General features: G+C 66.2%; 15 protein-coding genes. 6 read left to right on the forward strand and 9 right to left on the reverse strand.

Annotated elements, in window-relative coordinates; all coding sequences use genetic code 11:
• The 3 genes from ACYQ2W_RS22635 to ACYQ2W_RS22645 all read left to right on the forward strand — a co-directional run.
• Positions 1 to 414, forward strand: a 414-nt coding sequence (locus ACYQ2W_RS22635; protein WP_459872605.1) for a hypothetical protein, incomplete at its 5' end; no start/stop codon positions are given.
• Positions 415 to 741: 327 nt separating this feature from the next.
• On the forward strand, positions 742 to 999 hold the full coding sequence (locus ACYQ2W_RS22640; protein WP_459872608.1) for a ribbon-helix-helix domain-containing protein: 258 nt from the start codon (positions 742 to 744) through the stop codon (positions 997 to 999).
• A 4-nt stretch (positions 1,000 to 1,003) separates the two neighbouring features.
• Positions 1,004 to 1,360, forward strand: coding sequence for a type II toxin-antitoxin system RelE/ParE family toxin (locus ACYQ2W_RS22645; RefSeq protein WP_459872611.1), 357 nt, complete (start codon positions 1,004 to 1,006; stop codon positions 1,358 to 1,360).
• A gap of 450 nt (positions 1,361 to 1,810) precedes the next feature.
• On the opposite strand, the gene ACYQ2W_RS22650 is transcribed toward ACYQ2W_RS22645, so the two are convergent.
• The 6 genes from ACYQ2W_RS22650 to soxX form a co-directional block, all read right to left on the reverse strand.
• Positions 1,811 to 2,443 carry a response regulator transcription factor gene (locus tag ACYQ2W_RS22650; RefSeq protein ID WP_459872614.1) on the reverse strand — a complete coding sequence of 211 codons (633 nt, stop codon included), beginning with the start codon at positions 2,441 to 2,443 and terminating at the stop codon, positions 1,811 to 1,813.
• Positions 2,436 to 4,505, reverse strand: a complete 2,070-nt coding sequence (locus ACYQ2W_RS22655) for a PhnD/SsuA/transferrin family substrate-binding protein (RefSeq protein WP_459872616.1) — start codon at positions 4,503 to 4,505, stop codon at positions 2,436 to 2,438. Before ACYQ2W_RS22655 ends, ACYQ2W_RS22650 begins: the two co-directional genes overlap by 8 nt.
• Positions 4,506 to 4,720: 215 nt before the next feature.
• Entirely contained in the window at positions 4,721 to 5,554 is an 834-nt protein-coding gene (gene soxA, locus ACYQ2W_RS22660; RefSeq protein ID WP_459872618.1) for a sulfur oxidation c-type cytochrome SoxA, read from the reverse strand.
• A 98-nt stretch (positions 5,555 to 5,652) separates the two neighbouring features.
• Entirely contained in the window at positions 5,653 to 5,964 is a 312-nt protein-coding gene (gene soxZ, locus ACYQ2W_RS22665) for a thiosulfate oxidation carrier complex protein SoxZ (RefSeq protein ID WP_459872620.1), read from the reverse strand.
• Positions 5,965 to 6,024: 60 nt separating this feature from the next.
• Positions 6,025 to 6,498 carry a thiosulfate oxidation carrier protein SoxY gene (gene soxY, locus ACYQ2W_RS22670; RefSeq protein WP_459872622.1) on the reverse strand — a complete coding sequence of 158 codons (474 nt, stop codon included), beginning with the start codon at positions 6,496 to 6,498 and terminating at the stop codon, positions 6,025 to 6,027.
• 73 nt (positions 6,499 to 6,571) lie between these two features.
• On the reverse strand, positions 6,572 to 6,946 hold the full coding sequence (soxX, locus tag ACYQ2W_RS22675) for a sulfur oxidation c-type cytochrome SoxX (RefSeq protein ID WP_459872624.1): 375 nt from the start codon (positions 6,944 to 6,946) through the stop codon (positions 6,572 to 6,574).
• 321 nt (positions 6,947 to 7,267) lie between these two features.
• Here soxX and ACYQ2W_RS22680 point away from each other — a divergent pair, with 321 nt between their 5' ends.
• Together ACYQ2W_RS22680 and ACYQ2W_RS22685 are read left to right on the forward strand one after the other, a co-directional pair.
• Entirely contained in the window at positions 7,268 to 8,413 is a 1,146-nt protein-coding gene (locus ACYQ2W_RS22680) for a Do family serine endopeptidase (protein WP_459872626.1), read from the forward strand.
• Positions 8,414 to 8,503: 90 nt separating this feature from the next.
• Complete coding sequence (locus ACYQ2W_RS22685; RefSeq protein ID WP_459872628.1) at positions 8,504 to 10,033, forward strand: SulP family inorganic anion transporter; 1,530 nt, start codon at positions 8,504 to 8,506, stop codon at positions 10,031 to 10,033.
• A gap of 86 nt (positions 10,034 to 10,119) precedes the next feature.
• Here ACYQ2W_RS22685 and ACYQ2W_RS22690 read toward each other — a convergent pair whose 3' ends face one another.
• The 3 genes from ACYQ2W_RS22690 to ACYQ2W_RS22700 all read right to left on the reverse strand — a co-directional run bounded on the left by ACYQ2W_RS22690 (position 10,120) and on the right by ACYQ2W_RS22700 (position 13,583).
• Complete coding sequence (locus ACYQ2W_RS22690; RefSeq protein ID WP_459872630.1) at positions 10,120 to 12,042, reverse strand: methyl-accepting chemotaxis protein; 1,923 nt, start codon at positions 12,040 to 12,042, stop codon at positions 10,120 to 10,122.
• Between the two features lie 498 nt (positions 12,043 to 12,540).
• Positions 12,541 to 12,924: a DUF302 domain-containing protein gene (locus ACYQ2W_RS22695; RefSeq protein ID WP_459872632.1), complete on the reverse strand. Its 384-nt coding sequence runs from the start codon at positions 12,922 to 12,924 to the stop codon at positions 12,541 to 12,543.
• Positions 12,925 to 13,214: 290 nt separating this feature from the next.
• The gene (locus tag ACYQ2W_RS22700; RefSeq protein ID WP_459872634.1) at positions 13,215 to 13,583 is read right to left on the reverse strand and encodes a hypothetical protein; all 369 of its coding nucleotides are present in this window, start codon (positions 13,581 to 13,583) and stop codon (positions 13,215 to 13,217) included.
• A 104-nt stretch (positions 13,584 to 13,687) separates the two neighbouring features.
• Here ACYQ2W_RS22700 and ACYQ2W_RS22705 point away from each other — a divergent pair, with 104 nt between their 5' ends.
• Positions 13,688 to 14,080: a helix-turn-helix domain-containing protein gene (locus ACYQ2W_RS22705; RefSeq protein WP_459872636.1), complete on the forward strand. Its 393-nt coding sequence runs from the start codon at positions 13,688 to 13,690 to the stop codon at positions 14,078 to 14,080.
• The last annotated feature ends 767 nt before the right edge of the window (positions 14,081 to 14,847 follow it).

Below are 14,847 nucleotides of genomic sequence, written 5' to 3' on the forward strand. Positions count from 1 at the left end.
TTGACGATCCTGCGGGCGCGGGTGTTGGATCTGGCCGAACGGGTGTCGGTGGCCTGCCGGGAGCAGTTGGCGTCGTTCTGCGGCGCGGACGCCGTGGGGGAGCTGCCCGCGCTGCCCGAGGACGGCGAGGCGCCGGAATTGCCGCCGTTGCCGGAGGTGGAGGATCGGGCGGCGATGGAGCGCTGGGGGCGGTTGGTGGCGGCGGAGCAGCGGGAAAGTGGTTTGGCCGAAGGCAGAGAGCTGGGTCTGGAGGAAGGCGTTCGCAAGGTCGCGGTGGCGATGTTGGCGAGGGGGATGGCGAGGGAGGTGGTGGCGGAGACCACCGGACTCTCCGTCGAGGAGACCGCGGCGCTGGAGTCCGGCCTCGCGGCGGGTTCGGTCGGCGAGTCCGACCGCGAATTCCGACCGGGGTGAGCGGGGAGGGCTCCCGCAGGGCGGGCCGGGAAGGGGGCATCTACCGCGCTGCACATCTTGGCAAGGGCTCGCCATTACGGCCAAGGATGGCCGATATGCGGCGGGAGGGCGGGACGCTCGAAGCCGCCTGTGGGTCAGGTCCGGGATCATCCTGTCCCGCTTCGGTCTCGCCTGATCCGGGTCCCGTCCGATTCTCCCGCGATCCTGACCACCAAGGGGGGGCTCGACGCCTTCGGGTGGTTGTACCGGTTCGTGGTGCCTCCGGGCTTGTCTCTGTATTCGTTATTAAGTAATTTGAATACATTCAGAACGACCAAGGAACCTGCCATGCCCCAAACAACGATGACCGTGCGCCTGAACGAGATGCTCAGCGACTTTGTGGCCGCCAACGTGGGCGAGGACGGTGCCTACGAAAACGTGAGCGAGTACATGCGCGACCTGATCCGCCACGACAAGGAGCGGGTGGAGCGTGAGGCCTTCGACCGGCTCAAGGCCGAACTGGCGCAGGCTTATGCGGCGCCCGAGTCTGCCTACAAGCCGCTGACGGCCGTGGACGTGATCGCGCGCAACCGCAAGCGGGCCTGAGTTCGTGGCCCAAATTCGCATCCAGGAGGCGGCTTCCTGGCGGCTCGACGAGATCTACCGTTACACGCGCGAGCGCTGGGGCGAACCGCAGGCCGAGCGCTACATCAGCGGGTTGTTCGACGCGTTCAAGCGCATCGAGTCCCATGGCGTTGCGTCCCGGCCCGTGCCGGCCGAGTTCGGCGTACAGGGCTTCTTCTTTCGCTACGAGCGCCATTTCGTCTACTGGCGGTGGCTATCCGACGGCAATATCGGCATCGTGACCATCCTCCACGAGCGAATGCACCGGATCGAGCACCTGCGCGGTGATCTCTTCGGCGAGTTGTCGCCGGGCGCCGATCCGTCCGGCAACGCGGGCGGGTAGATCGAGCGTCGGATCGCTCTTGCGTCTTGTCCGCGCCTTTCGGCGTTCACTACTCCACGGTCAGTCGGATTGCGCGAAAGGCGGAGGGTTCCTTTGTCGTCGACTTCCGAACCAAACCACTCTCTGCCCGGATACGCCGACGGCGCCCGCGGGGCGCCCTATAGCTCTTTCCTTCGTGTCTCTTCCTTCATGCCCGTCGTGTAAAAACACCCTGACCCACCACCGCCGGCTCCCCCACCCTCCGAACGCCACGGAAACGGCCCAATCCCACTTCGTGGTCGCCCTCAGGGTCCGCGAAAGAATAACTCCCTGTTTTGGGGCGTTGAGACGCCCCTCCGGCAAGGCGCGCAAAGGGGCGCATACTCGTTGTATGCAACCCTTTGCGCAACGCCGCCGGGGGGAGCGGATCGGCGTCCCAAAACAGGGAGTTGTTCTTTCGCGGACCCTCCGCTACTCCGCCGCATCCGCCAACGGATCCACCCCGTCGGTGAGGATCATCCGCATCAGCTCGGAAAGCGAACGGGCCCGGGTCTTCTCCATCACCTTGGCGCGGTGGGCCTCGATGGTCTTCTGGCTCACGCCGAGGTCGGCGGCCATCTCCTTGTTGGACTTCCCCGCCACCACCAGCTCCAGCACCTGCCGCTCGCGCGGGGTGAGCAGCGCCAATCGCCCCTCGATGGTCGAGCGCCGCGCCGCCTGGTCGCTCTCGCGGGCGTTCACCTCCAGCGCCCGCTTCACGCAGTCGAGCAGCATCTGGTCGTTGAACGGCTTCTCCAGGAAGTCCATCGCCCCGTTCTTCAGCGCGCGCACCGCCATCGGCACGTCGCCGTGGCCGGTGATGATGATCACCGGCAGGGTGCTGCCCAGTTCGTTGAGCCGCGACTGGAGGTCGAGGCCGCTCATGCCGGGCATGCGGATGTCGAGTACCAGGCAGCCGCGGCGGCGCGGGTCGAAGGCGTCGAGGAAGGCCTGGGCGGAGTCGAACGCCTCCACCGGCTGCTGCACCGACTGCATCAGCAGGGAGAGGGCGTCGCGCAGGGCGGGATCGTCGTCGACGACGAAGACGGTCTGTGGGTCACTCATGGCGGTTCTCGCGGTAGCGGGGTAGAACGAAACGGAAGATCGCCCCCCCCTCGGGCCGGGGGGTGGCGGAGAGCTGGCCGTTGTGGGACTCGATGATCGCCCGGGCGATGGAGAGGCCGAGACCCATGCCGCTCGACTTGGTGGTGAAGAAGGGGTCGAAGAGGCGGCCGAACACCTCGTCGCTGAGGCCGTGGCCGTGGCCGCGGTCGTGGACCGCCACCTCCACCGACTCGCCGCTGCAGGCGGTGGCGATCACCAGCTCGCGCTGCTCCGCTGGGGTCTCGGCCATCGCCTCGATGGCGTTGCGGGCGAGGTTGAAGACCACCTGTTCGAGCTGGATCTGGTAGCCGATCACCGGCGGCAGCCCGTCGGCCAGCTCCAGCCGGAAGGGCACCCCCTTGCGCCGTGCCTCGGTGCCGAGCAGGGTCTTCACCTGGTGGGTCACCTGATTGAGCTCCACCGGCTTCCACTCCGGCTCCTCCTTGCGGATGAAGCTGCGGATCTGGCGCAGGATGCCGCCGGCCCGCTCGGCCTGGGCGGAGACCCGTTCCATCACCTCCAGCACCTCCTGCTGGGAACTGGCACCGCCCTTGAGCATGCGGATGCAGGCGCTGGTGTAGGTGGCGATGGCGGCCAGCGGCTGGTTCAGCTCGTGGGCGATGCCGGAGGCCATCTCGCCCATCGAGCTGAGCCGCGCCGAGTGGGCCAGCTCCGCCTGGTGCTGGCAGAGCTGCTCCTCCGCCTGGCGGCGGGCGGTGACGTCACGGAACACCACCACCGCGCCGACGGTATCCCCCTCGTCGTTGCGCACCGGGGTGGAGACGTACTCCACCGGGAAGCTGGTGCCGTCCTTGCGCCAGAAGACGTCGTTGTCCACGTAGTGGGAGACGTTGTCGCGGAAGGTGGCGAAGACCGGGCACTCGACCGGCGGATGGGGGGAGCCGTCGGCGCGGGTGTGGTGGAGGAGATCATGCTGGTTCTCGCCGATCAGCTCGTCGGCCTTCCAGCCGGTGATCCGCTCCAGGGCGGGGTTGGCGAAGGTGCAGCGCCCCTGCAGATCGACCCCGTAGACCCCGTCGCCCACCGCCCGCAGGATCATCTCGTTCTCCCGCTCCAGCCCCAGCTTGGCCCGCGCCAAAGCCTTGTTGAGGCGCGCCACCCAGGCCAGCACGCTGCCCATCATCAGCAGCACGGTCAGCGCGGTGAGCAGCCAGTACCAGTACTTGCGCGCCACGTCGAGCAGGGTGAAGCGCCCCAGGTCGCGGTAGGGGCCGAGGCGCAGCTCCTTGAACAGCTCGTGGACCGGCTGGTAGTCCAGCGGCACGGTCCAGCCGGCGTAGCTGCCGGCCACCGCCGCGGGGTGGGTCGACGGCATGTCGAGGAGCGCCACCGCCACCCGCTGGGCCAGCTCGTTGGAGGTCCCCTTGACCTTGGCGAAGGGCCACTCCGGATAGAGGGCGGTGGAGTGGCGGAAGGGGAATTCGAAATGGACCTGGGGGTGGATCACGCGGAATTCGTCGCCGTCGATCCGCCCGGCCCGCTCCATCCGCTCCAGGATGTCGGTGCGCACGGTGCCGGCGTCCGCCCGCCCGTCGCGCACGGCCATCACCACCTGGTCGTGGGTGCCGGCGAAGGTCAGCGACGAAAAGTCGGAATAGGGGTCGATGTCCGCCTCGGAGAGCTCCCGCCAGGCCATCTGGAAACCGCCCAGGGAGGTCTCGTCCACCGCCATGAAGCGGTGCCCCACCAGGTCGCTCAGTTGACGGATGTCGGTGCGGTCGGCGCGGGTGAAGATCACCCCGCCGAAGACGTTGTAGGGGATGCCGCCGCGCAGGTTGTTGAGGGTGGCGATGCGGGCGATGCCGTAGCGCACCTCCAGGGTGACGTAGATGCCGGGGTTGGCGAGCACGAAGTCGACCCGCCCCGCCCCCACCGCCGGCCCGATCTCCTCGAAGTTGAGCGGCACAATGGAGAAGCGGTAACCATCCACCTTCTGGCTGAGGTAGTCGGCGGTGGGCGACCAGTTGGCGAGCGTCGCCTCATAGCCGCGATGGCTGAGCACCCCGATCCGCACATCGATTGTTTCTTGCGCAAAGCCGCAAGAAACAAAAGTTAGAAGAGAAAAAAACGCGAACCAATAACGCACCAACGCCACCCTGCCCCAAACCGGCCCGACAACCACACTATTCTAATTCACAATACCCAATGTCGTTTTTCTGCTGGCGACAAAAAAGCCCGGCGAACGCCGGGCTTTTTTGTCGCCAGCAGAAAAACGATTTATTTGCGCGCAGAGGGGCCGTTCCACTCGATGCCGTTGGACATGTAGGTGAGGAAGTACTCCAGATCGCGGTACTCCTCCCCCTGGGCCTTGAACGGCTTGGCGCGAACCTGCTTGTTGCAGCCGGTGAAGCGGCGGTGCAGGGTGCCCACGGTGCCCCACTTGGAGCGGTAGACCGGGAAGCCGGTGGTGTGGCCGAGACCCGGGCTGAGGATCTCGGTGCGCAGCAACTGGCCGGCGTAGTCCTTGTGGCAGTGGGAGCAGGCGAAGTTCAGCTGGCCGCGGCGGGCGTAGTAGAACTGCTTGCCTTTCTCGTAGGCCGCCAGGGCGCCCGGATCGTTGGGCACCTTGATGTCGGTCTTCAGCCCGCGGGACTTGTAGGCGAGGAAGGACATGATGTTGTTGATCGGGCCCTTCTTGTACTTCAGCGGCTTTTCGCCATTGGCCTTGCGACAGTTGTTGAGCGCCAGCGCCATGGTCACCACCATGCCCTTCTTGGCGTCCCACTGCGGGTACTTGGCCTTCAGGCCGTCCGGCGAACCGAAGCAGTCGGCGTAGCCCTTGCCGTTGGCGAACGGCTTGTTCCACATCGCCTCACCGGCATCGATGAACGGCTCGTAGGGGGGAAACTCCTCGATCGCCTCCCAGTTGGCGCGCGCCACCTCGTCCAGCGCGTAGGAGCCGTTGGCGTACTCCTGCAGCGGGACCTTGGGGAATTTCTTCACGTAAAAGTCGCGGAACTCCTGCAGATCCTGGGCGGGATCCGCCTGAGCCGCCACGCCGCCGAGCGCGACGACGCCCACCAGCGCAACCTTCAGCAGTCGCTTGATCATTGACCCATCCTCCAAATAAAAACGGTGCGGTTTGCTTTTGTTGTGGTGGGCGGGCAGGCGGCGCCGCCCGACGCCGCCCGACCCCGGGGAGACGTCGATCAGCCGATCTTGCCTTCGGCGGTCTCGCTCTCGCCCTTGTTGTCCGTCCAGGTGATCTTCACGCTGTCGCCGGCAGCGCCACCGTTGAACTTGAAGGAGAGGTAGGGGTTCTTCGAAATCGCACCGCCCCACTCGGCGGAGAGCACGGTGGCGCCGTTGTGCTCGCACATCACCTCGGTGATGTGGTGGGCGGGAATCATCTCCCCGGTCTTCTTGTCCTTGCGCAGACCGGTCTCCATCGGGTGGCTCATCAGCACCTTGACGGTGGTCACGCCGTCCTTCAGACGGGCTTTCAGTTTCATCTTGGCCATGTTCTGTCAATCCTCATGCAGTCGGGATCAAGGGGTTCGGTAGGTCGGATAGGATCGCGATCAGCCGCCGCAGCCGCCGATGGTGACCTTCACCTCCTTGCGCGCGACATAGCTCTTGCCGCCGGCCTTGACCACCGCGACAACGTCGGAGGTCTTGTCCATCTTGATCCGGGTGGAGACGTAGGGGATGGCGCTCTCACCCAGGGTGAAGCTGGCCGCCAGGGGAGTGCCGTTCTTCTCGACCAGCAGGGTGATCGACTCGGCACCGGCGATGGTGGACTCGACGGTCACCGGCACCACCGCGCCGTTCTCGGCGATCGGCGGCGCCTTGATGGTGATGTCGGCGCTCGCCTCGGTGTCGGCCGAGCCGATCATCGCGCTCAGCGCACCGTTGACGTCCTTCGCCTTGAAGGCCGCCTCGTTCCACGCCGCCAGCACCGCGCTGGGGGTCAGCAGGCCGGCACCGACGGCGACGCTCACCGCGCCTGCGGCGGCACCGCCCTTGAGAATCATTCTGCGTTTCATGTCGATCATGGGTTGATTGCCTCTCAGAAAATTAATCTGGGAATTCCGGATTACGTTGGAAAACTTTCGCGGCCGGGGCGGCTCAGAGGGTCATCAGAAAGTCGACGACCTTCTCGATCTGCCCCTCGCTGAGCACCTTGTGCTTGCCGAAAGGGGGCATCGGGGAGCTGGGGTTGAACTGGGTCGCATCCCACAGCTGCGCCTTCAGCCGCGCGCGGTCGGGGAAGCGGGCGGCGATGTGCAGCAGCGCCGGACCGATGTTGCCGGGGCTCGCGCCGCCCTCGATGTGGTGGCAGGCCAGGCAGTTGCCCTTCTTGCGGTCGAAGGCAATGGCGCGCCCCTGGTCGACGCTGCTCATGCCCTCGTCGGCGGCCCGGGCGGGCCCGGTCATCAGCGACAGGCTGAGCAGGGTGCCCAGCGCCGTCATGGTCATCAGCCCTTTAGCGGCTCGTCGCATCACATCCTCCTCGGATTTCGTCAATCGAAGCCTCCCCCAAGCGGCGCGGGTGCGGCTTCACTAAGCGCCGCGGGAGGTCCTGCGACGCGCTGGTTGTGTTGTTATCCACCGCACCTGCCGGAGTCACGAAAACAGCGCGATTTCCGGGGCGAAATGCCGATCAATCGTTGGCCGGTGTTGGCGATAGAATACCCGAGGGGAATTGGAAGGCAAGAGCGAAAGCGCTTTTTTCAGGCTATATAAGCATCTTCTAAATCAACATGTTATGATTTTCCCTAAGGTCCCTACAGGCCACCCCCAAAGCCCCCTATAGAAAACGTGATGAAACCGAACACCCCCCTTCCCCGCGCAGCCCTGTCCCTGCTGATTTTGGCCGTGCTGGCCGGCCTGCTCTGGCTGGTTCCGGGCGAGCAGCGACGCCAGGTGGTGGAGCTGACGGTCAGCGATCGCGCATCCGGCGCCACCACCCTCTCCGGACCGGTCTCCTACGCGCCGGCGGTGGAGAAGGCCTCCCCCGCGGTGGTCAACGTCTACACCTCGAAGACGATCACCCGCCGCTCCCACCCGCTGCTCGACGACCCGCTGTTCCGCGAACTGTTCGGCAATCTCGCCGGCCCGCGCCAGCAGACCCAGACCAGCCTCGGCTCGGGGGTGATCGTCAGCCCCGAGGGGTACGTGCTGACCAACCACCACGTGGTGGAGGGGGCCGACCAGATCGAGCTGCTGCTGGCCGACGGGCGCGCCCGCGAGGCGCGGGTGATCGGCTCGGACCCGGACACCGATCTGGCAGTGCTCCAGGTGGACATCGACCAGCCGCCGAGCATCGTCCTCGGCGACTCCTCGAAGCTGCGGGTGGGGGATGTGGTGCTGGCCATCGGCAACCCCTTCGGCGTCGGCCAGACGGTTACCCAGGGGATCGTCAGCGCCACCGGCCGCTCACGGCTGGGGCTCAGCACCTACGAGAACTTCATCCAGACCGACGCGGCGATCAACCCGGGCAACTCGGGCGGCGCGCTGATCAACGCCTTCGGCGAGCTAGTGGGCATCAACACCGCCATCTTCTCCAAGAGCGGCGGCAGCCAGGGGATCGGCTTCGCCATCCCGGTGCAGTTGGCCCGCCAGGTGCTGGAACAGATCATCGAGCACGGCCACGCCCTCCGGGGCTGGCTCGGGGTGGAGATCCAGGACATCACACCGGAACTGGCCGAATCGTTCCGTCTTCCGGAGAGCCGCGGAGCGCTGATCGCCGGCGTGCTGCGCCAGGGCCCCGCCCACCGCGCCGGAATGCAGCCGGGAGACGTGGTCACCGAGGCCGGCGAGCAGGCGATCCACGACGCGACCGACCTGCTCAACCACGTCGCCCAGCAGCCCCCCGGCACCCACCTGAAGCTGACCGGGATACGCAACGGGCGGCCGTTCGCGATCGATGCGACGGTGGGAGAGCGTCCGGAGGCGGGGAGGAAATGACCGTCTGAAGCCTGAAGGCGCATTTCGGTCAATTAGCATTTCCTGATAGACTCCGCCCCCTTTGACCCCGCCAGCCCCGGAACCCCGCCCATGTTCGAACTCCGCGCCGCCCGAGAGTGGAACCCCAAGGCCGACCTGCTCTCCGGTCTCACCGTCGCCCTCGCCCTGGTGCCCGAGGCGGTCGCCTTCGCCTTCGTCGCCGGGGTTCACCCGCTGGTCGGGATCTACGCGGCCTTCATGGTGGGGCTGATCACCGCCGCCATCGGCGGTCGTCCGGGAATGATCTCCGGCGCCACCGGCGCGCTGGCGGTGGTGATGGTCGACCTGGTCGCCGCCCACGGGGTGGAGTACCTGTTCGCCACCGTGGTGCTGATGGGGGTGATCCAGATCGGCGCCGGCGTGCTGCGCCTCGGCAAATTCATCCGCATGGTCCCCCACCCGGTGATGCTCGGCTTCGTCAACGGCCTGGCGATCGTCATCTTCCTCGCCCAGCTCAGGCAGTTCCAGGTGGAGCGCGCGCCCGGCGAGTGGCAGTGGATGAGCGGCGAGCCGCTCGCCTGGATGCTCGGACTGGTGGCGCTGACCATGGCGATCATCCACTTCCTGCCCAAGCTGACCCGCGCCATTCCCTCCTCGCTGGCGGCGATCATCGTGATCTCCGCGCTGGTCATCGGCTTCGATCTGGACACCCGCACGGTGGGCGACATGGCCTCCATCGCCGGCGGGCTACCGGCGTTCCACCTCCCCACGGTCCCCTTCAACCTGGAGACCCTGATCATCATCCTCCCCTACGCGGTGATCCTGGCGGCGATCGGCCTGATCGAGTCGCTGCTCACCCTCTCGCTGATCGACGAGATCACCGAGACCCGCGGTCGCGGCAACCGCGAGTGCGTCGCCCAGGGCACCGCCAACGTGGTCACCGGGCTGTTCGGCGGCATGGGCGGCTGCGCGATGATCGGCCAGAGCATGATCAACGTGAACTCCGGCGGCCGCGGTCGCCTCTCCGGGGTCTCGGCGGCGCTGTTCCTGCTGGTCTTCGTGCTGTTCGCGGCCTCCCTGATCGAGATGATCCCGCTGGCCGCGCTGGTGGGGGTGATGTTCATGGTGGTGCTCGGCACCTTCGAGTGGTCGAGCTTCCGCATCCTCCGCAAGATCCCGCGCCACGACGCCTTCGTGCTGGTGCTGGTCTCGGCGGTGACGGTGGCCACCGATCTGGCCATCGCGGTGGTGGTGGGGGTGATCGTCGCGGCACTGGTGTTCGCCTGGGAGCACGCCAAGCAGATCCGCGCCGAGGTGAGCCACGACCGCCTCGGCGGCAAGGTCTACGAGATCCACGGCCCGCTCTTCTTCGCCTCGGTGAACCGCTTCCACGAGCTGTTCGACCCGAAGGGCGACCCCGACGACGTGGTGGTCGAGTTCCACCACTCGCGGGTCTGCGACCACTCCGGCATCGAGGCGATCGACACCCTGGCCGAGCGCTACCTCAACGCCGGCAAGCGGCTCCACCTGCGCCACCTCAGCGAGGAGTGCAGGCTGCTGCTGAAGAAGGCCGGCGACATGGTGGAGGTGAACGTCATCGAGGACCCGCGCTACCACGTCGCCGACGACGCAATGGCCTGATCCAGGCCAATCCATTCAACCGCAGATTAACGCAGATTTTTCCCATCTAAAATCTGCGTTAATCTGCGTTAATCTGTGGTTCCCTCTTACGCCTCGTCCTCGGTCAGGGTGAAGTTGTCCACAAGCTCCTGCAAGGTCGCCGCCTGCTCCTCCAGGGACTTGGCGGCGGCGGCCATCTCCTCCACCATCGCGGCGTTCTGCTGGGTCACCGAGTCCATCTGGGTGATGGCGCGGTTGACCTGCTCGATGCCGGAGGACTGCTCGCTGCTGGCGGCGGCGATCTCGGCGACGATTTCGCTCACCTTCTTGACGCTGCCCACCAGCGACTGGAGGGTCTCGCCGGAGCGATCCACCAGCTTTGATCCCTCCTCCACCTTGCGCACGCTGTCCTTGATCAGATCCGAGATCTCCTTGGCGGAGTCGGAGGAGCGCTGGGCCAGCTTGCGCACCTCGGCGGCAACCACCGCGAAGCCGCGCCCCTGATCGCCGGCACGGGCCGCCTCCACCGCGGCATTGAGCGCCAGCAGATTGGTCTGGAAGGCGATCTCATCGACCACCCCGATGATGTCGGCGATCCGCTTGCTGGCGGCGTTGATCTCGCCCATGGCGCCGATCGCCTGGCTCAGCACCTCCCCGCCCTGCTCCGCCTCGATGCTCGCCTCCGCGGCCAGTTGGTTGGCCTGGCGGGCGTTGTCGGCGTTCTGCTTCACCGTCGAGGTGAGCTGCTCCATGCTGGAGGCGGTCTCCTCCAGGCTGGCCGCCTGCTGCTCGGTACGCTGGCTCAAATCGGTGCTGCCCGCGGAGATCTCCGCCGAGGAGCTGGCCACCGCGCCGGAGCCTTCACGCACCGCCCCCACCGTGGTGCGCATCCCCTCCACCAGATTCTTCAACGCCGCCAGCAGCTCGCCAGTCTCATCGGCCCGGTCCAGGACCACCTCCACGTCGAGGTTGCCATCGGCCACCTCGCGGGCCACCTCCACCGCCCGCTCGATCGGCCGGGAGATGGTGAAGCGGGTGATCACCCAAGCCACCAGCACCGACAGCAAGGTAATCGCCAGGGCGCCCAATTGGATCATCTCCAACTGGCGGTTGCGCGCCTCGGAGGCGACCGTCATCAACCCCACCGCCTCGTTGGAGGCCTTCAGCAGCGGCAGATTGCCGCGGGTCACTTCGGCCAGCGCGTTGCGAAAGGTTTTGCTCGCCGGGTCGGCATCCACCGCCGCCACCCGCTCCATCGCCGCCTTGAAGCCGTGCCAGATCACCGCCACCTTCTCCAGCGAGACGCGCGCCTCACCGGTAGCCGCCGGCAACGCCTGCGCCTCGCCCGCGCCACCGACGGTCATTCCGCCCGTGGTCAGCGCGCCGAGACTGCGATCGAAGAGCCCCACCGTATCCAGCAGCCCCTTGCGCATCGCCCCGCTCTCCCCCCCGGCGCGCAGCGCGGCGGCCAGCATGAACGCCTCCTTGGTCATCTTCTGCGAGAGCATCCGCTGACGGCCGGCGATGTTGATCACCTGGGCGTCGTCGGTCTGCGACTCCACCACATAGAACGTGGTGCCCACCACCGCCACCAGGAACAGCCAGAACATCCCCGCCAGCGCCATGATGCGGCTGGCGATACCCGTCCGCCGCAGCCAACCGAAGGGACCGGTGGCACCGCCGTTGATGCGCATCTCCAGCACGTTGAGCATGCCGACGATCTGATGGGAAAGTGGGCCGACCCTGAGGAACTCCCGCTCCGCCTCCTCGCGACGTCCGGCGTCGTTGAGCTCCACCACCCGGCGCACCGCGGCATGCATCTCCGCATGCGGCGGCTCGATGGCGCGGAAATCGGCCATGTCCCGGAATTCCCGCGCCCGCTCGCTGTAGTACCACTGACCGAGGGCACACTCCTCGTGGGAGGCGACCTGATCGAGGGTCAGGGTGGCATGGCCGTCGAGATAGGCCCGCAGACGGGATTTCCACTCCAGGTGCATCTTGCGCGCGACGGAAAAATCGACTTTGGCCATGACCCTACCTCAATCAAAAAAAAAGACGTTGCCCACCGGGCGGGACGTCAATCGTTGAATTAACACCATTTTTACTATCGAATCCAAACGAAGATTAGGTGACTTCCTCCCCTCCCACAAGACGGCGAGGCGGATTCGGAGATCGCGAGAGAAAGATACCCGGATAGGGGAGCAGGGAGGGCGGATGACGGCCGTGCCATTCAGGGCCACCGCCCCCGGGAAGGCAAATGAAAACCGTTGCCCCCCAACGCCGGGGCAACGACTTCCGAGCCCGAACCCGTCGGAAAACGGGGATCGAGGCTTGTAGGTTGGGTTGAGCGTAGCGAAGCCCAACGGGCGTGCACGAAAGGTGCTGCGGCGCGGAGCGTCCGGTGGCGGCGGGTTGGGCTTCGCTCCCGCTTCTGCACGGGGATGTGCTTATTTGGCGAGAGAGCAGGACGCCCGGAGCCTCAACCCAACCTACGGGTTGTTCAGACGAGGAGAAACCGAATGGAGTGATCAGAGGGCATCGTGGACCTTCTGCAACTTGGCCGCCGCATCCTCACCCAGCTCCTTCATCCCCTCGGCCGAGGAGAGACCGGTGACGGTCGCGACATTCATGAAGACCACGGCGATCGAACCGTCCTCCTCCTCACGCACCACCACGTTGCACGGCATCAGGATGCCGAGGTCCGGATCGAGGCCGAGCCCGCGATGGGCCAGCGGCGGGTTGCAGGCGCCGAGGATGCGATAGGGACGCCCCTCCACGTTGAGCTTCGCCTTCATGGTGGCCGCCACGTCGATGTCGGTAAGCACCCCGAACCCCTCCTTCTTCAGTTCCTCCACCACATGCTCGACCGCCTGGTCGAAACCCATGCTCAGGCTCTTCTTGAATGCGTACATCGCGTCCTCCCGATAAACGATTGATGGGGAGCGAACCTTAGACCCGCAGGCGGGATGAGACAAGGGCAAGCCCTGCCCTCGCAGCGCCCCACCTCCGCCTCCGCCTCGGGCGACGGCAAACAAGCGCACCACTCGGAAAGCGCAGGGGAGAAATCCTTCCGGCCGGCGGGTCCGCCGAACACGGCGGGCGCAGCCCGCCCCATAGGGCGCGCCGTGCGCGCCATGCCGAACGAACGCACCATCGGAAAGGACAGCGGAAAACGTCCCCGACCGGTGCCCCCGGGAGCCTGTCAATGGGTCCGCCGCTCGAACCGGACCACCACCGCCGCCAGAATCCGGCAGGCAACGGCAGCCCCCGAGCCACCCGCGGGCGAGCGCTCCGACAGCAGCAGTTGGAGCGCCAACGTCACCGCCTCCGGCAACATCTCCAACGCCGACGGCCCCACCCCACCGACCGGACGCCGCGCCTTCCGCGTCGATGCCAGGAGCGCCTCGGCACGCCGGATTCCCTCTTCGGTGGGAAGCAATTGTTGGACGTCAGAAGAACACATCAGATGGGCAAATTTCGTTTCATGAACTGGCGTCAAAGCACCAAAAAAAAGCACGAAGTTGCCCGCCAATTGCTGGCCGGCATACCATGACAAGTTGCGTACGAGCACGCCTACGCCTACCCCAGCTATCAGAGGGCGATAGACAACACAGCCACCCAGGCCACACGCAAATTCTTGCATTTATACCCTGATAATAAGCAGAAAAGTTCACAATGTCAAACGAGATACGCAACTATCCGCATATCGCCTCCAGACTCACCTCCGAAAGGCAGCGTTTGCGTTTCAAACAAGCGGAATTTGCGGAGCTAGGCGGCGTCAGCACCCGCTCCCTTTCCGGCTATGAAAACGGAGCCGTCATCCCCGACGGCAGCTTCCTCATAGCCATCGCCACCCTCGGCGCCGATCTCCAGTACATCCTCACCGGCGTCCGCTCCTCCGACCTGGAGGCGGTTACCGAAGCCTTGGCCGCAGACGGAACCGCAACGCCGTCGATCCCCAACGGCGCCGAAATCCGCCGCCTCCTCGACTGCTGGGACGCCTTGCCGGAAGGGGTGCGCACCCAAACGGTGGCGTTGCTGGAAGAGTTCGCCGGAAATCAGAAGTAACCGGGCAAGCTCACGCCGGATTCGCTCTCTTCTCGACGGCGCAGCCCCCCAACCCGAAGCGCTTTCCGCGAGTCGATCCGTGAGCGCCACGGAATGGCCCGCGACATCGTTACGGAGTGCTTGTGCCGCATCGAGGCCGCCGGCGCGCAGGCGTTGTAGAATCCCGAAGAAAACGGCAAACCGCCGCAGCGCGGAGTGACGCGGGGAGAAACGCCTCGGGCGGTTGGAGGCACCCCGCCACCCCCACTTCGACGCTCGCTCGCGGGAGTATCGTCAACGACGCCATCGCGGCCTCGGGGCCGCTCCTACATGGTGATTCATTCCTGCCCGCTGGAGCGTGGGAACGATCAACATCCCTTATCTGAAATCGATGGCCGGCACCTCGGTCTTCGGTAGGAGCGGCCCCCAGGCCGCGATAGCGCGGAGTGACGCGGGGAGAACCCCCTCGGGCGGTTGGAGGCCCCCCCGCCACCCCCACTTCGACGCTCGCTCGCGGGAGTATCGTCAACGACGCCATCGCGGCCTCGGGGCCGCTCCTACATGGTGATTCATTCCCGCCCGCTGGAGCGTGGGAACGATCAACATCCCTTATCTGAAATCGACGACCGGCACCTCGGTCTTCGGTAGGAGCGGCCCCCAGGCCGCGATAGCGCGGAGTGACGCGGGGAGAAACCCCTCGGGCGGTTGGAGGCCCCCCGCCACCCCCACTTCGACGCTCGCTCGCGGGAGTATCGTCAACGACGCCATCGCGGCCTCGGGGCCGCACC

This window comes from Endothiovibrio diazotrophicus, assembly GCF_054657215.1.

Bases quoted from the DNA above. Each gene is read 5' to 3' on its own strand.
- ACYQ2W_RS22640 (WP_459872608.1), top strand. From the start codon at position 742: ATGCCCCAAACAACGATGACCGTGCGCCTGAACGAGATGCTCAGCGAC.
- ACYQ2W_RS22650 (WP_459872614.1), bottom strand. From the start codon at position 2,443: ATGAGTGACCCACAGACCGTCTTCGTCGTCGACGACGATCCCGCCCTG.
- soxA (WP_459872618.1), bottom strand. From the start codon at position 5,554: ATGATCAAGCGACTGCTGAAGGTTGCGCTGGTGGGCGTCGTCGCGCTC.
- soxZ (WP_459872620.1), bottom strand. From the start codon at position 5,964: ATGGCCAAGATGAAACTGAAAGCCCGTCTGAAGGACGGCGTGACCACC.
- soxY (WP_459872622.1), bottom strand. From the start codon at position 6,498: ATGATCGACATGAAACGCAGAATGATTCTCAAGGGCGGTGCCGCCGCA.
- soxX (WP_459872624.1), bottom strand. From the start codon at position 6,946: ATGCGACGAGCCGCTAAAGGGCTGATGACCATGACGGCGCTGGGCACC.
- ACYQ2W_RS22680 (WP_459872626.1), top strand. From the start codon at position 7,268: ATGAAACCGAACACCCCCCTTCCCCGCGCAGCCCTGTCCCTGCTGATT.
- ACYQ2W_RS22685 (WP_459872628.1), top strand. From the start codon at position 8,504: ATGTTCGAACTCCGCGCCGCCCGAGAGTGGAACCCCAAGGCCGACCTG.
- ACYQ2W_RS22690 (WP_459872630.1), bottom strand. From the start codon at position 12,042: ATGGCCAAAGTCGATTTTTCCGTCGCGCGCAAGATGCACCTGGAGTGG.
- ACYQ2W_RS22695 (WP_459872632.1), bottom strand. From the start codon at position 12,924: ATGTACGCATTCAAGAAGAGCCTGAGCATGGGTTTCGACCAGGCGGTC.
- ACYQ2W_RS22705 (WP_459872636.1), top strand. From the start codon at position 13,688: ATGTCAAACGAGATACGCAACTATCCGCATATCGCCTCCAGACTCACC.